14 protein-coding genes and 1 rRNA gene (1 of these 15 only partly in view) are annotated in these 14717 nt (G+C 72.4%); 7 read left to right on the top strand and 8 right to left on the bottom strand.

Annotated elements, in window-relative coordinates:
- Window positions 1-15: 15 nt before the first annotated feature.
- Window positions 16-564, bottom strand: a complete 549-nt coding sequence (locus OG767_RS00085; protein WP_405091624.1) for a hypothetical protein — start codon at window positions 562-564, stop codon at window positions 16-18.
- Window positions 565-979: 415 nt separating this feature from the next.
- Here OG767_RS00085 and OG767_RS00080 point away from each other — a divergent pair, with 415 nt between their 5' ends.
- Entirely contained in the window at window positions 980-2503 is a 1524-nt protein-coding gene (locus tag OG767_RS00080) for a non-reducing end alpha-L-arabinofuranosidase family hydrolase (protein WP_405091623.1), read from the top strand.
- A 63-nt stretch (window positions 2504-2566) separates the two neighbouring features.
- Here the strand turns inward: OG767_RS00080 and OG767_RS00075 are convergent, their stop codons facing one another.
- Genes OG767_RS00075 through OG767_RS00060 form a run of 4 tightly spaced genes read right to left on the bottom strand, consistent with a single transcriptional unit; the run spans window position 2567 to window position 5705 of the window.
- A complete protein-coding gene (locus tag OG767_RS00075; RefSeq protein ID WP_405091622.1) occupies window positions 2567-3631 on the bottom strand; it encodes an ABC transporter ATP-binding protein in 1065 nt (354 codons plus the stop codon).
- Window positions 3628-4467: an ABC transporter permease gene (locus OG767_RS00070; RefSeq protein ID WP_405091621.1), complete on the bottom strand. Its 840-nt coding sequence runs from the start codon at window positions 4465-4467 to the stop codon at window positions 3628-3630. Before OG767_RS00070 ends, OG767_RS00075 begins: the two co-directional genes overlap by 4 nt.
- The gene (gene modA, locus OG767_RS00065; RefSeq protein ID WP_405091620.1) at window positions 4464-5252 is read right to left on the bottom strand and encodes a molybdate ABC transporter substrate-binding protein; all 789 of its coding nucleotides are present in this window, start codon (window positions 5250-5252) and stop codon (window positions 4464-4466) included. The genes OG767_RS00070 and modA overlap by 4 nt, the downstream gene beginning before the upstream one ends.
- A gap of 33 nt (window positions 5253-5285) precedes the next feature.
- Window positions 5286-5705, bottom strand: a complete 420-nt coding sequence (locus OG767_RS00060; RefSeq protein ID WP_405091619.1) for a molybdopterin-binding protein — start codon at window positions 5703-5705, stop codon at window positions 5286-5288.
- Between the two features lie 185 nt (window positions 5706-5890).
- On the opposite strand from OG767_RS00060, the gene OG767_RS00055 reads away from it, so the two are divergent.
- From OG767_RS00055 to OG767_RS00045, 3 genes are read left to right on the top strand one after another with little or no spacing between them, the layout of a single operon-like run.
- Window positions 5891-6115, top strand: coding sequence for a hypothetical protein (locus tag OG767_RS00055; protein WP_405091618.1), 225 nt, complete (start codon window positions 5891-5893; stop codon window positions 6113-6115).
- A 29-nt stretch (window positions 6116-6144) separates the two neighbouring features.
- Window positions 6145-7287 carry a glutathione-independent formaldehyde dehydrogenase gene (locus OG767_RS00050; RefSeq protein WP_405091617.1) on the top strand — a complete coding sequence of 381 codons (1143 nt, stop codon included), beginning with the start codon at window positions 6145-6147 and terminating at the stop codon, window positions 7285-7287.
- A gap of 48 nt (window positions 7288-7335) precedes the next feature.
- Window positions 7336-7617, top strand: coding sequence for an SCO0607 family lipoprotein (locus tag OG767_RS00045; protein WP_405091616.1), 282 nt, complete (start codon window positions 7336-7338; stop codon window positions 7615-7617).
- Here OG767_RS00045 and OG767_RS00040 read toward each other — a convergent pair.
- Window positions 7604-8152 carry an alpha/beta hydrolase gene (locus OG767_RS00040; RefSeq protein WP_405091615.1) on the bottom strand — a complete coding sequence of 183 codons (549 nt, stop codon included), beginning with the start codon at window positions 8150-8152 and terminating at the stop codon, window positions 7604-7606. The genes OG767_RS00045 and OG767_RS00040 overlap by 14 nt on opposite strands.
- Before the next feature lie 110 nt (window positions 8153-8262).
- A complete protein-coding gene (locus OG767_RS00035) occupies window positions 8263-10848 on the bottom strand; it encodes a carbohydrate binding domain-containing protein (protein ID WP_405091614.1) in 2586 nt (861 codons plus the stop codon).
- A gap of 246 nt (window positions 10849-11094) precedes the next feature.
- Between OG767_RS00035 and OG767_RS00030 the strand changes: the two genes are divergently transcribed.
- On the top strand, window positions 11095-11460 hold the full coding sequence (locus OG767_RS00030; protein ID WP_405091613.1) for a VOC family protein: 366 nt from the start codon (window positions 11095-11097) through the stop codon (window positions 11458-11460).
- Window positions 11461-11470: 10 nt separating this feature from the next.
- Here OG767_RS00030 and argS read toward each other — a convergent pair whose 3' ends face one another.
- On the bottom strand, window positions 11471-13189 hold the full coding sequence (gene argS, locus OG767_RS00025; RefSeq protein ID WP_405091612.1) for an arginine--tRNA ligase: 1719 nt from the start codon (window positions 13187-13189) through the stop codon (window positions 11471-11473).
- A 360-nt stretch (window positions 13190-13549) separates the two neighbouring features.
- On the opposite strand from argS, the gene OG767_RS00020 reads away from it, so the two are divergent.
- Entirely contained in the window at window positions 13550-13795 is a 246-nt protein-coding gene (locus OG767_RS00020; RefSeq protein ID WP_405091611.1) for an SCO4848 family membrane protein, read from the top strand.
- Between the two features lie 683 nt (window positions 13796-14478).
- Window positions 14479-14717: ribosomal RNA gene (locus OG767_RS00015) — 16S ribosomal RNA — on the top strand; it runs 1276 nt beyond the window's last position.

Here is a 14717-nt window from a genome sequence, read left to right as displayed (position 1 = left end):
CTCCGGGCCGGGCGGCTACTTCCGCTTGGCGGCGGCCTCACGCTCACACTCGGGCGAGAACCTCATGCCCTTCGAGATCGATTCCGCGTCGTTGTGCTCGCCGCCGAGCGACCAGCCCGGACCGTCGGTGCTGACCTCGACGTACCGGACGCCCTTCTCCTTGAGGCAGGCGACGACGTCGCGGGCGAAGTCCTTCGCCTCCGGGTTGGCCGGGTCGAGTTCCCAGGGCGGCAGTGGCAGCAGGTTCCCGCAGGCCTTGTTCGCGGCGCCGATCGGGCCCGAGGTGACACCCTCGGCCCGGGTCCTCCTGATGTCGACGCCGTGCTCGGTCATGCACTTCTCGTACGGCCCGTAGCGGGCCTGGGTGTCCTCGTCGGTGTCGTCGAGACGGGCGCGGGGCCGCTTGTCGGTCGGCGGCGCCGGGGTCGTGGCGGCGGGCGTGACGGTACGGAGCGTGGCCACGTCCGGCTTGCCGGCGTCGGCCCGGTCGTCTCCGGTGGCCGAGCACCCGCTGCCGCCGATCGTGACGGCCAGCACCAGCGCGGCCATCGAATGCTTCCTCATCGTGACGCCTTCCTGTAGGGGGCCCGCGGCGCGGTGCCCACCAGCGAGGCCCAGGATCACCGCGGACTGTCAGGAAGCTGTTTGCGTCTCGTCACGGAGTCGCCGTCGCGACCGAATGATGGGTAAACGTCGATGTTAGCGCCATCATTACCGCGACCGGGGTCGGCCGGAGTGTCGGGAGGCGGCGCGGCACCTGCGGGGGAAGGCGCTTCGGCCACCGCCGATGGATGCTTCGAGAAAGTTACGACTTGACGAACGTTCTGTTATCGCCCACATTCGATGGTCAAGGACGAGGCTGGGGTTGACCGGGGCGGGCCCGCCTTGTCGGGACTGGCGTGCGCGACGCGTGGGCCACGTCTTGTTAGCGCTAACACCCTGGCGGCATGCGTCCGGGTTCCGGCCATCGAGGAGGATCATGTTCGGCTTTGGTAGGTCCCCATCCGTCGCCCCGCCGAGTCGACGGCGGCGATGGTTGCCGCGCGTCGTCGCAGCCGGTGTGACGGCCGTGCTGGCCGGCGTCGGCGCGGCGGCCGTGGTGTCGTCCCCCGCCGCCGCGGCGACGGTCGACACCAGCGCCTGGTACGTGCTGGTGAACCGCAACAGCGGCAAGGCCCTGGACGTCTACAACCTGGCCACGACCGACGGCGCGCGGATCGTGCAGTGGGCGCGCAACAACGGCAACCAGCAGCAGTGGCAGTTCGTGGACTCGGGCGGTGGCTACTACCGGCTGCGGTCCCGGCTGTCCGGCAAGGTGCTGGACGTCTACAACTTCTCCACCGCCAACTCCGCCAACATCGTGCAGTGGTCCGACGCCAACGGGACCAACCAGCAGTTCCGGCTCGCCGACTCCGACAGCGGCTACGTCCGGCTGATCAACCGGAACAGCAACAAGGTGGTGGAAGTGCAGGGCGCCTCGACCGCCGACGGCGGCAGCATCGTCCAGTACGACGACTGGAACGGCAGCAACCAGCAGTGGCAGCTCGTCCGCGTCGACGGTGGGGGCACTCCCACCACGCCGCCGCCGGGCGGCACCTGCTCGCTGCCGTCGAGCTACCGGTGGTCCTCGACCGGCGCGCTGGCGCAGCCGAAGTCCGGCTGGGCGTCGCTGAAGGACTTCACCGTCGCCCCCTATCAGGGCAAGCACCTGGTGTACGCGACCACGCACGACTTCGGCTCGTCGTGGGGCTCGATGAACTTCAGCCCGTTCACCAACTGGTCGGAGATGGCCTCGGCCAGCCAGAACGGCATGTCCCAGGGCACCGTCGCGCCGACGCTGTTCTACTTCGCCCCGCGCAACATCTGGGTGCTCGCCTACCAGTGGGGCGGCACGGCGTTCTCCTACAAGACCTCGTCCGACCCGACCAACCCCAACGGCTGGTCCTCGGCGCAGCCGCTGTTCACCGGCAGCATCTCCGGCTCCGGCACCGGCCCGATCGACCAGACGCTCATCGCCGACGACCAGAACATGTACCTCTTCTTCGCCGGTGACAACGGCAAGATCTACCGGGCGAGCATGCCGATCGGGAACTTCCCCGGCAACTTCGGCTCGAACTACACGACGATCATGAGCGACAGCACGAACAACCTGTTCGAGGCCGTCCAGGTCTACAAGCTTCAGGGCCAGACCCGCTACCTGATGATCGTCGAGGCCATCGGCGCGCAGGGCCGCTACTTCCGGTCCTTCACCGCGACCAGCCTGAACGGCTCGTGGACGCCGAACGCGGCCACCGAGAGCAACCCGTTCGCCGGCAAGGCCAACAGCGGCGCCACCTGGACCAACGACATCAGCCACGGAGAGCTGATCCGCACCACCGCCGACCAGACCTTCACCGTCGACCCGTGCAACCTGCAACTGCTCTACCAGGGTCGGGCCACCAACTCCGGCGGCGACTACGGCCTGCTGCCGTACCGGCCGGGTCTGCTGACCCTGCAACGCTGACCGGTTTTCGGCGGCTCGTCACGGGCCGGTCTCCCCACGCGGGAGGCCGGCCCTCGGCGTACCTCAGGCGGGGTAGGCGCGGGTCTCGGCGGCCTTCACCGCGGCCCACACGGACCGGCCGGGCACCAGGTCGAGGTGGGCGGCGGCGGCCGGCGTGACGTCGGCGGCCACCGTGATCGGACCGTCCAGTTGCACGCGGAGGTTGTCGCCGTGGCGTTGCAGCCCGGCGATGACCGCGGCCCAGGCGTTGCGCGGGCTGCCGTCGGGCCGGCTCGGATGCAGGGCGACGGCCGACGGCGGGAACGCGACGAACGCGTCACCGTGCAGCGGGTCGGCGACGGTGAGGGTGAGCCGGTCGCCGACCCGGACGGTCCGGCCGTCGGCGGTGCCCCGGTAGAGGTTGAGGCCGACGAGCCGGGCGACGTAGTCGGTGCGGGGCCGCGCGGTGATGTCGGCGGCGTCGCCGTCCTGCACGACCCGACCGTCCTCGACGATGACGAGCCGGTCGGCCAGGACGAGCGCGTCGAGCGGATCGTGGGTGACCAGCAGCGTGGCGCCGGGATGGTCGCCGAGGTGCCGGTGCAGTTCGGCGCGGGTGTCGAGCCGGGTCCGGGCGTCGAGCGCGGCGAGCGGCTCGTCGAGCAGCAGCAGCACCGGGTCGACGGCCAGCGCGCGGGCGAGCGCGACCCGTTGGGCCTGCCCGCCGGAGAGCTGCCGGGGTCTGCTGCGCGCCCGGTCACCCAGCCCGACCCGGTCGAGCCAGTCGGCGGCCCGACGCCGCGCGGTGCGCCGGTCCGCGCCGTGGCGTCGCGGCCCGAAAGCCACGTTGTCCAGCGCGCTCAGGTGTGGGAAGAGGAGGTGGTCCTGGAAGACCACGCCGATCGGGCGCCGTTCGGGTGGTGTCCAGAGGTTCCGGTCGGGCCGGTCGACGGGTTGCCCGGCGAGGGCGAGGTGACCCGCGCTCAGCGGTTGCAGGCCGGCGAGGGCGCGCAGGGCGGTGGTCTTGCCGGCCCCGTTCGGGCCGAGCAGGGCGACCACCTCGCCGGCGTCGATGCGCAGCGGCAGGTCCAGGCGGAAGGCGCCCCGGTCGACGACCAGGTGCGCGTCCACGACGGGGGCGGGGCTCATGCGCTGGTGATCCACTTGTCCCGCAGGCCGGCGAGGATCGCCACCGACACGGTCAGCAGCACCAGGCTGAGCACGACCGCGCCGTCCAGGTCCCCGCCCTCGATGGTCTGGTAGACCGCCAGCGGCATGGTCTGGGTGACGCCCGGGTAGTTGCCGGCGAACGTGATCGTGGCGCCGAACTCGCCGAGCGCCCGCGCCCAGCACAGCACCGCTCCGGCCGCCACGCCCGGCGCCACGAGCGGCAGGGTGACGTGCGTGAACGTGGTCCAGCGTCCGGCGCCGAGCGTGGCGGCGGCCTCCTCGTAGCGGGTGTCCGCCCCGCGCAGCGCACCCTCGACGGCGATCACCAGGAACGGCATCGCGACGAACGCCTCGGCGACCACCACGCCGGTGGTGGTGAACGGCAGCGTGAAACCGAACGTGGCGTCCAGCCACCCGCCGAGCAGGCCCCGACGCCCGAACACCAGCAACAGCGCCACCCCGCCGACCACCGGCGGCAGCACCAGCGGGACCGTGACCAGCGCGCGGACCAACCGGCGGCCGGGAAAGCGGGCCCGCGCCAGCAGCCAGGCCAGCGGTACGCCGAGCAGCAGGCACACCAGCGTGGCGACGCTGGCCGTCTGCACCGAGAGTCGGAGCGCGGTCAGCGCGCCGGGCTCGGTGAGCCGCTGCGGCAGGCTGGCCCACGGCGCGCGGACCACCAGCCCGGCCAGCGGCAGCACCAGGAACAGCAGGCCCACCAGGGCGGGCACCAGCAGGGCCGCCGGCACCCGTTGCGCCCGACGGCGGCGCGGCGGCCCGCCCCGAGCCGCGGTGGGTGCCTCGGTCGAGGTCACGGCGCCTGGAAGCCGGCGCCGGTCAGGACCGCCGTGCCCCGGTCGGATCGCACATAGGCGACGAAGGCCCGCGCGCCGGACCGGTTGGGCGCGTTCTTCAGCGCCACGATGGGGTAGTCGTTGACCGCGCCGGCGGACTCGGGGAACTCCACGCCGTCCACGTCGTCGGCGGCGGCCCTGGTGTCGGTGCGGTAGACCAGCGCGGCGTCGACCTCGCCGAGCTTCACCTTCGACAGGGCGCCCTTGACGTCCTGCTCCAGCGTCACCGGCCGGAGTGGCACCCGCGCGGCGCTCAGGGCCCGGGTCGCCGCCGCGCCGCAGGGCACCTGCTCGGCGCAGAGCGCCACCTTGAGCCCGGGCCGGGTGAGGTCGGCCAGCGCGGCGATGCGCTTCGGGTTGCCCCTGGGCACCGCGATGACCAGTTGGTTGCGCGCGAACGTGGCCGGGGAGCCGTCGCCGTTGCCGGCGTCGGTGACCGCCTGCATGTTCTTCGGCGCGGCGGAGGCGAACACGTCCGCGGGCGCGCCCTGGTTGATCTGGTTGGCCAGCGCGGAACTGCCGGCGAAGTTGAACCGCACCGTCACGCCCGGGTGGGCCGCCTCGAACTCCTCGCCGATCCGGGTGAACGACTCAGTCAGCGACGCCGCCGCGAACACGGTCACCGTTCCGGTCACGCCGGAACCGGAGGTCGAGCCGCCCGGCGAGGAGCCGGTGCCGCCACCGCAGCCGGCCAGCGTCAGCGCCGTCACCCCGGCCAGCGCGGCGCGGACCATCCGTGCCCCCATCAGGCTCTCCTCCCCGTGGTCACTCGGCCACGCTCACGCGCCCGGCCGTGGCCGGTGCGCCGGGGTGGACCGCTCCACCACCACCGTGGTCGACTTGATCACCGCGACCGCGACCGACCCGACCCGCAGGCCCAGCTCCTCGACCGCCTCCCGGCTCATCAGTGAGACGATCCGGAACGGCCCGGCCTGGATGTCCACCTGGGCCATCACCGTGTCCTTGGTGACCGCGGTGACGATCCCCCGCAGGCGGTTACGCGCCGAGGACTCCTCGGCCCGGCCGTCCGGCCCGCCCGCCTGTTCGCGGAAGAAGCCGGCCAGTTCCACGCCGTCGATCACCCGGTGGCCCTGCTCGTCGCGGGACGCGGGCAGCCGGCCGGCATCCACCCAGCGGCGCACCGTGTCCGCGCTGACGCCGAGCAGTTCCGCCGCCTCCCCGATCCGGAACACCGTCACGCCAGACACACTACCGAACCGCATGTGCTGGATAAAAGATCCACGAAGGCTGGAACTTGCGGGGGTAAAGGTGATCGAAGGGCCGCAGGTGCCGGCGGCGAGAGATTTTTCGGACCGACTGTTTTCGGCGCGGATGTGAGGAAAGGTCATAAGGAGGAGTCGGTCCCCTATAGTCGGGAAAAGCGATGAAGATCGGTTACAAGCTGGCCAGCGAGGGATTCGGGCCGAAGGAGCTCATCCGGCAGGCCGTCCGGGCCGAGGAGGTCGGGTTCGACTTCGTCGCGGCCGTGCAGAAGTACGTCGACGCCGGCTTCGACCATCTCGTACTCCAGAACGCCGGCCCGGACCCGGACGGCTTCCTCGACTTCTACCGCGACACGCTCGCCGACCGCCTCCGCGCCCTCGGCTGACCTGCTTCCGAAAGATCTGGAGACCCACCGTGAAAGCTCTCGTGTACCGCGGTCCCCGTGACGTCGCCGTCGAGGACCGACCCGACCCCACCATCCAGGCCCTCACCGACGCGATCATCCGGATCACCACCACCAACATCTGCGGTTCCGACCTGCACATGTACGAGGGACGCACTTCGGTAGAGGCGGGCAAGATCCTCGGCCACGAGAACATGGGCGTGGTGGAGGCGGTCGGCGACGCGCTCACCCGGATCAAGGTCGGTGACCGCGTCTCCGTGCCGTTCAACATCGCCTGCGGCACCTGCCGCAACTGCCTGCACGGCTGGACCAGCTTCTGCCTGCGCACCAACCCGACCGAGGGGATGGACGGCGCGGCCTACGGCTACGCCAACATGGGCCCGTACGACGGCGGGCAGGCCCAGTTCCTGCGCGTGCCGTACGCGGACGTCAACCTGCTGCGCCTGCCGCCGGGCAGCGAGCACGAGAACGACTTCACCATGCTGTCGGACATCTTCCCGACCGGCTGGCACGGCACCGAACTCGCCGGGCAGGCCCCCGGTGACACGGTCGCCGTGTTCGGCGCCGGCCCGGTCGGGCTGATGGCCGCGCACAGCGCGCTGATCAAGGGCGCGGACCGGGTGTTCGTGGTCGACAAGGAGGCGGACCGCCTGGCCATGGCCGAGAAGATCGGTGCCATTCCGGTCAACTTCGGCGAGGGCGACCCGGTGCGGCAGATCATGGACGCCACCGACGGGGTGGGCGCCGACTGCGGCGTGGAGGCGGTCGGCTACCAGGCCCACGACCCGTCCGGCGAGGAGCACCCGGAGCTGGTGCTGGACAACCTGGTCGACGTGGTCCGCTCCACCGGTGGGATCGGCGTGGTCGGCGTCTACGTGCCGCAGGACCCCAACGGTCCGGACAAGCGGGCGCGGGAGGGCCGGATCGGCTGGCAGTACGGCACGTTCTTCACCAAGGGCCAGCGGATGGGCACCGGCCAGGCCCCGGTGATGCGCTACAACCGACAGCTCCGCGACCTGATCATCGCCGGCCGCGCCCGGCCGTCGTTCCTGGTCTCGCACGAGCTGCCGCTGGCCGAGGCGCCCGAGGCGTACGGGCACTTCGACCGGCGCGAGCAGGGCTGGACGAAGGTGCTGCTGCACCCCAACGACTGAGTACGGGTACGGATGGCAGGCGCGGCCGGGCCGACCAGAATTCTCCCCATGCGAACGCGAACTCTGATCGCCCTGGCCGGGGTCGCCCTGAGCGGCCTGATGCTCACCGCCGGCTGTTCCTTCGAGGAGGCCATCTGCGCCGACGGCGAGTATCCGGCCATCGCGGTCGGCGGGCAGGGCGGCAGCGCCTGCTTCCCGGACGGACAGGAGCCGACCGCGCCGTACGTGCGTTACCCGGAGGGCAAGGTCCCGCAGCACGTCGACGACGAGTGGGATGTCTACTGGCGCACCCACGGCATCGACGAGAAGGGCGCGATCATCGAGCGCTGACCGGGGTCACCCCGCCGACGTCGCGGGCGAACCCCTCCACGGCGGTGCAGACCCGCCCGAGCGCCTCGGCGGAGCCGGCCAGCGGGCCAGGCACCATCAGCGAGTGGTCGGCGTCGGCCACCTCCACCACGTGCGGGCTGAGCCGGCGCGCCAACGCACCGTCCCAGCTCGCGTCCCCGGTGCCGCCGGCCAGCAGGAACGGCGACGTGGTGCGGCTCAGCGGCTCGCGTACGGCCGGCTCGTGCAGCAGCGGGGTCAGCCAGACCGCCGGGATGCCCCGCTCGGCGGCGAGCGGGGTGGCGAAACTGCCCAGCGACTTGCCGACCAGCAGGTCGACGCCGGAGTCGAGGACCGGCGCCAGTTGCGCGGCCACCCAGCCGGGTGCCGCGTCCAGGCGCAGCTCGTCCAGCCGCTGCCAGGTCACCTCGTGCACCTCGAAGCCGAGCCGGCGCAACGCCTCACCGAGGTAGACGAAGAGCGGACCTCGGGTGTCGTAGCCCCGTCCCGGGACGAGCACCGCACGCCGACCCGCCATGGTCGCCTCCCTCTCGTCCGGTCCCGAGTCACGCTAGCCGGTGTCCACGCGCCGGGTGGTCCCGTGCCGGCGCCGGGCCGGGCCGCACGCCCCGGCCCGGCGCCCACCGGTCACGACGCGTACGCGCCGAGCGAGTCGAGCCGCAGGCTGGCCGGGCCGGTCGCGCCGCCGGGATAGAGCGACACCTGGGTGACCGCGCCCAGGTCGAGCGGGCCGGGGGTGGCCCACGGCGGCGGGGCGAAGTCGGCGAACGGCACCTCCACCACCCGCGCCCCGGTGCCGGCGAAGGTCAGCGTCTTCTCCCAGTAGAAGCCGGACGCGACGAACTGGACGGTCAACTGCTGGCCGTCCGCGCCCGGCTCGACCCACATCCGCAGCCCGGTGGTGCCGCGCCAGTCCTGCGCCGCCGGCAGGGTGCGGATGACGCCGGCGTACCCGCTGGCGCCGGGCGTCCAGCTCAGCCGCATGCTGTGCCCGCTGCCCTCGCCGGGCGGGGCCAGCGTCGCCGTGATCGGGTCGCCGCCGGTGTTGCGGGGGTAGGTGGCGGCCAGCTCCGCGTCCGACGGGTACGTGTCGAAGTCGTCGACCACCACGCCGGGCAGGTCGGCGCGGGTGGTGAAGGCGGCGTCCGTGACCGTCGAGCCGTACCCGTTCGTGGCGGTGACCCGCACGTGCAGCGTGGCCCCGGCGGGCCAGGCCGTGGTCGGCGTGAGACCGGGCGTACGCAGGCCCGACACCGCCACCAGCGGCGCGCTCAGGTCGGCGTGCTCGGACACGGTCAGCGAGTAGTACGCGGCACCCGGCGCGGCGGACCAGTCCAGCGCCGCCAACCGGCTCACCCCGGTCGCGTCCGGGGCCGGGGCGGTCAGCGCGAACGCGCCCGGCACGGTGTCCGTCACCGAGTCCGACCGGGCGGTCAGCGCGACCGAGGCGACGGCGAAGCGGGCGTCCGGCCGCCACACCACCCGCATGCCGCGCACGTCGCGCAGCCCGGTGACGGTGAGCGCGTACCGGCCGGGGCCGGTCCGGTCGATCCGGGGCCGAGTCGGACGCCAGCCGGTCGTACCGTCGGCGGACACCTCCACCACGGCGCGGGGGCGACCGGTCGAGGCGACCGTGACCGTGGCGGCGGTGAGGCCGTCCCGCCGGTAGCGCAGCTCCCCGGACCGGCCGCGGGCGGGCGCGACAAGCACCCCGCCGGTGGTCGGCGTGCGGCGCAGCGAGTCGCTGTGGCCGGCGCTGACGAACCAGTCCTCCAGCGGGTCGACCACCTGGTCGCTGGCCCGGTCGGTGCGCACCGGCGGGGAGACGGCCACGGCGGCGCCGGTGGCGTCGACCGCCACCACCCGGTAGGACACCGGACCGGCGGGCGTGGCCAGGTCGAACCAGGGCGCGTCGTCGGCGCGCAGCGGCCGGGCGCCGCTGACGGTGGCCCAGGCCCCGCCCGCACCGCGCCGCTGCACCAGGTAACCGGCCGCGCCCGCGGTGCCCCGCCAGCGCAGCGTGGTGATGCCGTAGTCGGCGTCGACGGCGGTGAGCAGCGGCCGGTCCCCGATGACGGCCGGCGCCGGGTGGCCGGCCATCGTCCCGGCGAAGCGGGTCAGCGCGGCGACCGCCTCCCGCATCGCCGGCGTGTCACCCGGGTAGTGCACGGTGAAGCCGTCGCCGTGCGGCACGAAGCCGGAGTGGTCGTGATGGCCGAACAGCGACCAGAACAGCGCGCCGCTCACGTCCGGGTTCGCCGCCACCTGGTCCAGCAGCTCGTCGGTGGCCTGGCCGGAGCCGAACTCGCCGGCAAGGTAGACCTTGCCGGCGGCGGTGGCCGCGGCGGCGTCGGCCGCGATGCCGGCGGCGGTGGGCGGGTAGTAGTGCGAGTCGCTGATGTCGACGTACGGCGAGCCGAGCACGGCGGGGTCGGTGCCGTGCTGGCTGCCGGCCGCGACGAGTTGCCGCGGGGCGAGCGTCTTGACGTGCCCGGCCAGGTCGTCGACCCAGCCGGCGGTCATCCCGTTCAGCTCGTTGCCCAGCTCCCACGCCATGATCGTTGGATCGTCGGGGTACGCCTTGCCGGTGTAGCGGTTGACGTGGGTGAGCAGCGCGCGGACGTACGCCTTGAACGCGGCGCGCGCGGCCGGGTCGGTGTAGAACAGCGCGCCGTCGTCGTCCGTGCTCAGGCCGAGCCAGCGCAGGAAGTCGTACCGGCCGCCGTGGTAGTACTGCCAGTTGTCGGTGAGCGGGACGACCAGCCGCAGCCCGAGGCGGCCGGCCTCGGCGACCGCGTAGTCGATGCGGTCGAACGCCGCCGGGTTGAACTCGCCGAGCGCGGGTTCGAGCGAGCGCGGGTTCCCGGTGGAGACGCCGAGCGTGTGGGCACGGACCACGGTGGCGCCCATCCGCTTGGCGGTGGTCAGCCCGTCCCGGATCCGGAAGTAGGTGGGGTGGTCGACGGCCGGCGGGTCGGCCGGGTCGGTGCCGCCGACGTTCTCGTCCAGCCCCAACCAGTACATGTTGGGTCCGGCGAACCGGAACGGTCGCCCGGCCAGGCTCAGCCGGCTGCCGTCGCGGACCACGAACGCCGAGTCGCCGCGGCGCGACGGTGGATCGGGTGCGGCGACCGCCGGTGGGGCGGCGAGCGCGGCGGTCGCCAGCGTGGCGACCAGCGCCACGGCGGCGGACCAGCGGATGCGCAGTGTCATGGGAACCTCCGCAGCTGTGCCGCCGGGCCGGCGGCGACCGGGTGGCGACGGCGTCCGTCGATGCCCGGCCATCGCCATCGCTCACTGAACCGGTTAAGGTACGACTCGTCAAGCGGCCGAAACGGCGCGTTATTCGAACGTTATCGATGACGTTGCGGGCCGGTGACGGTGGTGTGCGCCGGGCGGCACCCGCGCTGAAGCGGTTAACGGACCTTCCCGGAGACGCCGGCCCGTTAGGGTCCGACCATGAGCGTGCATCCCCGCATCGTCACCGACGACTTCCCGGCCACCCTCGCCTTCTACACCGCCCTGCTCGGCGAGCCGGAGAAGATGGTCGACGAGTTCGAGTACGCCGGCTTCGACGCCGGTGGCGAAACCGTGCTCGCGCTGCTCGGCCGGCGGGCCGCCGAGGCGGTGCTCCCGGTCGGGCGGGGCGACGGCGGCGTGCTGGTCGTGGTGCCGGTGCCCGACGTGGACGCCACCGTCACCGCGCTGCCCGCCGGGACGGTGGTGGCCGAACCCGCCGACCGTCCCGGCTGGGGCGTCCGCTCCGCCTACCTGCGCGACCCCGAGGGCAACCTGGTCGAGGTGCAGTCCTGGTTGCCGCGCTGAGCGGGCCGGCTCACAGCCGCTCCGGGGTGCGGATGCCGAGCAGGTACAACCCCTGCCCCAGCACCCGCGCGGTCAGGTCACACAGCGCCAGCCGGCTCTCCCGCACCGGCCCGTCGGCCCGCAGCACCGGGCACCGCTCGTAGAACGCGCTGAACGCCACCGCCACCCGGTGCAGGTGCCCGGCGAGCTGGTGGAACTCCAGGCTGCCGGCCACCGCGTCGACCACCGCCGGAAAACCGACAAGCTCGAACGCGAGCGCCCGCTCCGCCGCCTCGACCGGTGCGACGTCCGCGCCGGGCCGCGCCGCCACGCCGGCCCGCCGGAAGATCGACCGGATCCGGGAGTACGCGTACTGGAGGTAGGGCGCGGTGTTGCCGTCCAGCGACAGCATCCGCTCCCAGTCCAGCACGTAGTCCTTGCGCCGGTCACCGGCCAGGTCGGCGTACTTGATCGCGCCGATGCCGACCGCGCGTCCCACCTCGGCCGCCTCCGCGTCCCCCAGCTCCGGGTTGCGCTCCCGCGCCAGCGCGGTCGCGCGCTCCACCGCCTCGTTCAGCAGGCCGACCAGCTTCACCGAGCCACCGGCCCGGCTGCGCAGCATCCGCCCGTCCGGCCCGAGGATCGACCCGAACCCGACGTGCTCGGCGCGGGCCGGCGGGGCCAGCCAGCCGGCCTGCTCGGCGGCCGCGAAGACCATCTCGAAGTGCCGCCGCTGCGGCAGCCCGACCACGTAGAGCAGCCGGGTCGCGCCCAGCGTGCCGGTCCGGTGCCGCAGCGCGGCCAGGTCGGTCGCGGGATAGCCGTACCCGCCGTCGGACTTGCGCACGATCAGCGGCAGCGGCTCGCCGTCCCGCCCCACCGAACCCGGCGGGAACACGCAGTCCGCGCCGTCGCTGCGCCGCAGCAACCCGAGCCGGTCCAACTCGTCGACGGTCGGCGCGAGCAGGTCGTGATAGCTGCTCTCGCCCCGGAAGTCGGCTTCGGACAACGTCACGTCGAGCAGCTCGTACACGGTCAGGAAATAGCTCTCGGACTGCGTCACCAGCAGCCGCCACAGCCGCAGCGTCGCCGGGTCCCCGCCCTGCAACGCCACCACCCGCAGCCGGGACCGGTCCCGGAACGCCGCGTCCGCGTCGAACTTCTCCCGCGCGGCCTTGTAGAACGCGTCCAGGTCACCCATCGACAGCTCCCGCGCCGCCCCGGCCTCGCCCAGGTCGACCAGGTGCTCGATCAACATGCCGAACGGCGTCCCCCAGTCGCCGAGGTGGTTGGCCCGCAGCACCCGATGCCCCAACCACTCCAGCAGCCGGGCCGCCGCGTCCCCGATCACTGTCGAACGCAGGTGGCCGACGTGCATCTCCTTGGCCACGTTCGGCCCCGAGTAGTCGACCACCACGGTCTCCGGCCCGGCGACCACCGGCACCCCGAGCCGCGGGTCGGCGGCCAGCGCGGAGATCAGGCCGCCGAGCGTCCGGTCGGCCACCGTCAGGTTGAGGAAGCCCGGCCCGGACACCTCGACCGACGCGCAGAGGTCGGCCAGCTCCGCGCGCTGCCGTACCTCCTCGGCGATCGCCCGCGGCGGCCGGCCGAGCTGTCGGGCCAGCGCGAGCGCCGCGTCGGACTGGAAGTCCGCGTGGTGTGAGCGCCGCACGACCGGGTCCACCGGCCCGCCGGCCACCGCCGCGAACGCCGGCGCCAGCCGGTCGGTCAACAACTTCTCAAGATCCATGGGTACGCCGATCTCGCTCGATCCGCCGCGCGGATCACCGGACGGGAAGGCGGCGGAGCGAGGACGATCGACGACGACCGGCGGCTCGATCCGCCGGTCGCAGGAGAAAAAGCTCAGCGCAGGCGGTCGCGGGACCGCCGGCGTCGCAGCGCGCCGAGCCGGACGTCGGGGGACGCCGTCGGATACGCCTGCGAACTGCTCATGCCCGCAGCGTAACCGGCCGGCCCGGGGTCGGCGCAATCGCTTACCCGGGCCGGCCCTCGGCGTATCCGGTCGTCAGGCCGGTGTGGCGGTGGCGCTCGGCGCTCCGCCGCCGCTCCGCCGGTCTCGGCGGTCGGGCCGCTGGCATACTGGCCGACCATGGTTCTGTCGCGTGGCTGGTCGTTGTTCCTGGTCGGGGTCGGGGTGTGGACCTGGGTGATCTGGCCGAGGTTCGCGGTCGCGATCTGGAACGACCCGCGGGCCTGGTCGACCGGCGCCGTCGGGGCGGGCGATCCGACCGGCTTCCTCTGGGTGCATGCGCTGCTCATCGCCGCGTCACTGGCGATCGGCACGACGGCCGGCGTGCTCGGCGTACGCGGCTGGTTGGCGACCCGCCGTCGGTGAGGTGGCGCGCTGAGCGCGCTGAACTGGGCAGATAGCTCGGTGGTGATGATGTGACGCGGGACGCTACCCCCGGATTTGACGATCAAACCCGCAGACGCGTAACTTTCTCTCTGCCAGCGCGGAACGGGGCAAACGGGGATGAAAACCCGAGGCACCGATCCACGTGGGCACCGGGTCCGAACGGGGTCTCACCACCCCGCGAGGATGCGGTCCGGGAGGGGCTCACCGGAACGCCGCAGGGCGGATTTGGCGGAGCGGAACCGACCGGGTAAGGTTGTCGACCGGCAGGGAACCGGGCGAGCTTGCGGGAAACCGCAGCGGCCGGGCTGCCAAATCCGATGATCAAGCGCAGCGGTTCACCGCTGCGCGGGTTCACCGGGCGCCAACCCGTACGAAGCACGACAGACCGGGACACACGGTTTGACACGGCGGAGACGGTGAGGTAACGTAGTAAAAGTGCCCGGCGCGAGAGCGGCGGGGACGCGAACGAAATACCCCGGGTCGGGGGCCTCCTGGTGGGGGTTTCCGGGTTGGTGTGTGGTTGTTCTTTGAGAACTCAACAGGGTGCTTGATAAGCCAGTGCCAATTGTTTTATACCCCGGACTGGTCAGGCTTTGGTCTGATTTGGTCGGGATTCCTTTGGCAACACTTTTGTTGCCAGGACATTGTGTCCGACAAAGTTTTTGTTGGAGAGTTTGATCCTGGCTCAGGACGAACGCTGGCGGCGTGCTTAACACATGCAAGTCGAGCGGAAAGGCCCTTCGGGGTACTCGAGCGGCGAACGGGTGAGTAACACGTGAGCAACCTGCCCTAGGCTTTGGGATAACCCTCGGAAACGGGGGCTAATACCGAATATGACCTCGCATCGCATGGTGTGTGGTGGAAAGTTTTTCGGCCTGGGATGGGCTCGCGGCCTATCAGC

The sequence above is a fragment of the Micromonospora sp. NBC_01392 genome, assembly GCF_045040125.1.
Lineage (GTDB): Bacteria > Actinomycetota > Actinomycetes > Mycobacteriales > Micromonosporaceae > Micromonospora.
This window is presented reverse-complemented; position numbering and strand designations above follow the sequence as displayed.

Excerpts from the sequence above, each read along its gene's own strand:
- OG767_RS00020 (WP_405091611.1), top strand. The coding sequence starts at position 13,550 with ATGGTTCTGTCGCGTGGCTGGTCGTTGTTCCTGGTCGGGGTCGGGGTG.
- OG767_RS00055 (WP_405091618.1), top strand. The coding sequence starts at position 5,891 with ATGAAGATCGGTTACAAGCTGGCCAGCGAGGGATTCGGGCCGAAGGAG.
- OG767_RS00035 (WP_405091614.1), bottom strand. The coding sequence starts at position 10,848 with ATGACACTGCGCATCCGCTGGTCCGCCGCCGTGGCGCTGGTCGCCACG.
- OG767_RS00030 (WP_405091613.1), top strand. The coding sequence starts at position 11,095 with ATGAGCGTGCATCCCCGCATCGTCACCGACGACTTCCCGGCCACCCTC.
- argS (WP_405091612.1), bottom strand. The coding sequence starts at position 13,189 with ATGGATCTTGAGAAGTTGTTGACCGACCGGCTGGCGCCGGCGTTCGCG.
- OG767_RS00080 (WP_405091623.1), top strand. The coding sequence starts at position 980 with ATGTTCGGCTTTGGTAGGTCCCCATCCGTCGCCCCGCCGAGTCGACGG.
- OG767_RS00075 (WP_405091622.1), bottom strand. The coding sequence starts at position 3,631 with ATGAGCCCCGCCCCCGTCGTGGACGCGCACCTGGTCGTCGACCGGGGC.
- OG767_RS00085 (WP_405091624.1), bottom strand. The coding sequence starts at position 564 with ATGAGGAAGCATTCGATGGCCGCGCTGGTGCTGGCCGTCACGATCGGC.
- modA (WP_405091620.1), bottom strand. The coding sequence starts at position 5,252 with ATGGGGGCACGGATGGTCCGCGCCGCGCTGGCCGGGGTGACGGCGCTG.
- OG767_RS00040 (WP_405091615.1), bottom strand. The coding sequence starts at position 8,152 with ATGGCGGGTCGGCGTGCGGTGCTCGTCCCGGGACGGGGCTACGACACC.
- OG767_RS00045 (WP_405091616.1), top strand. The coding sequence starts at position 7,336 with ATGCGAACGCGAACTCTGATCGCCCTGGCCGGGGTCGCCCTGAGCGGC.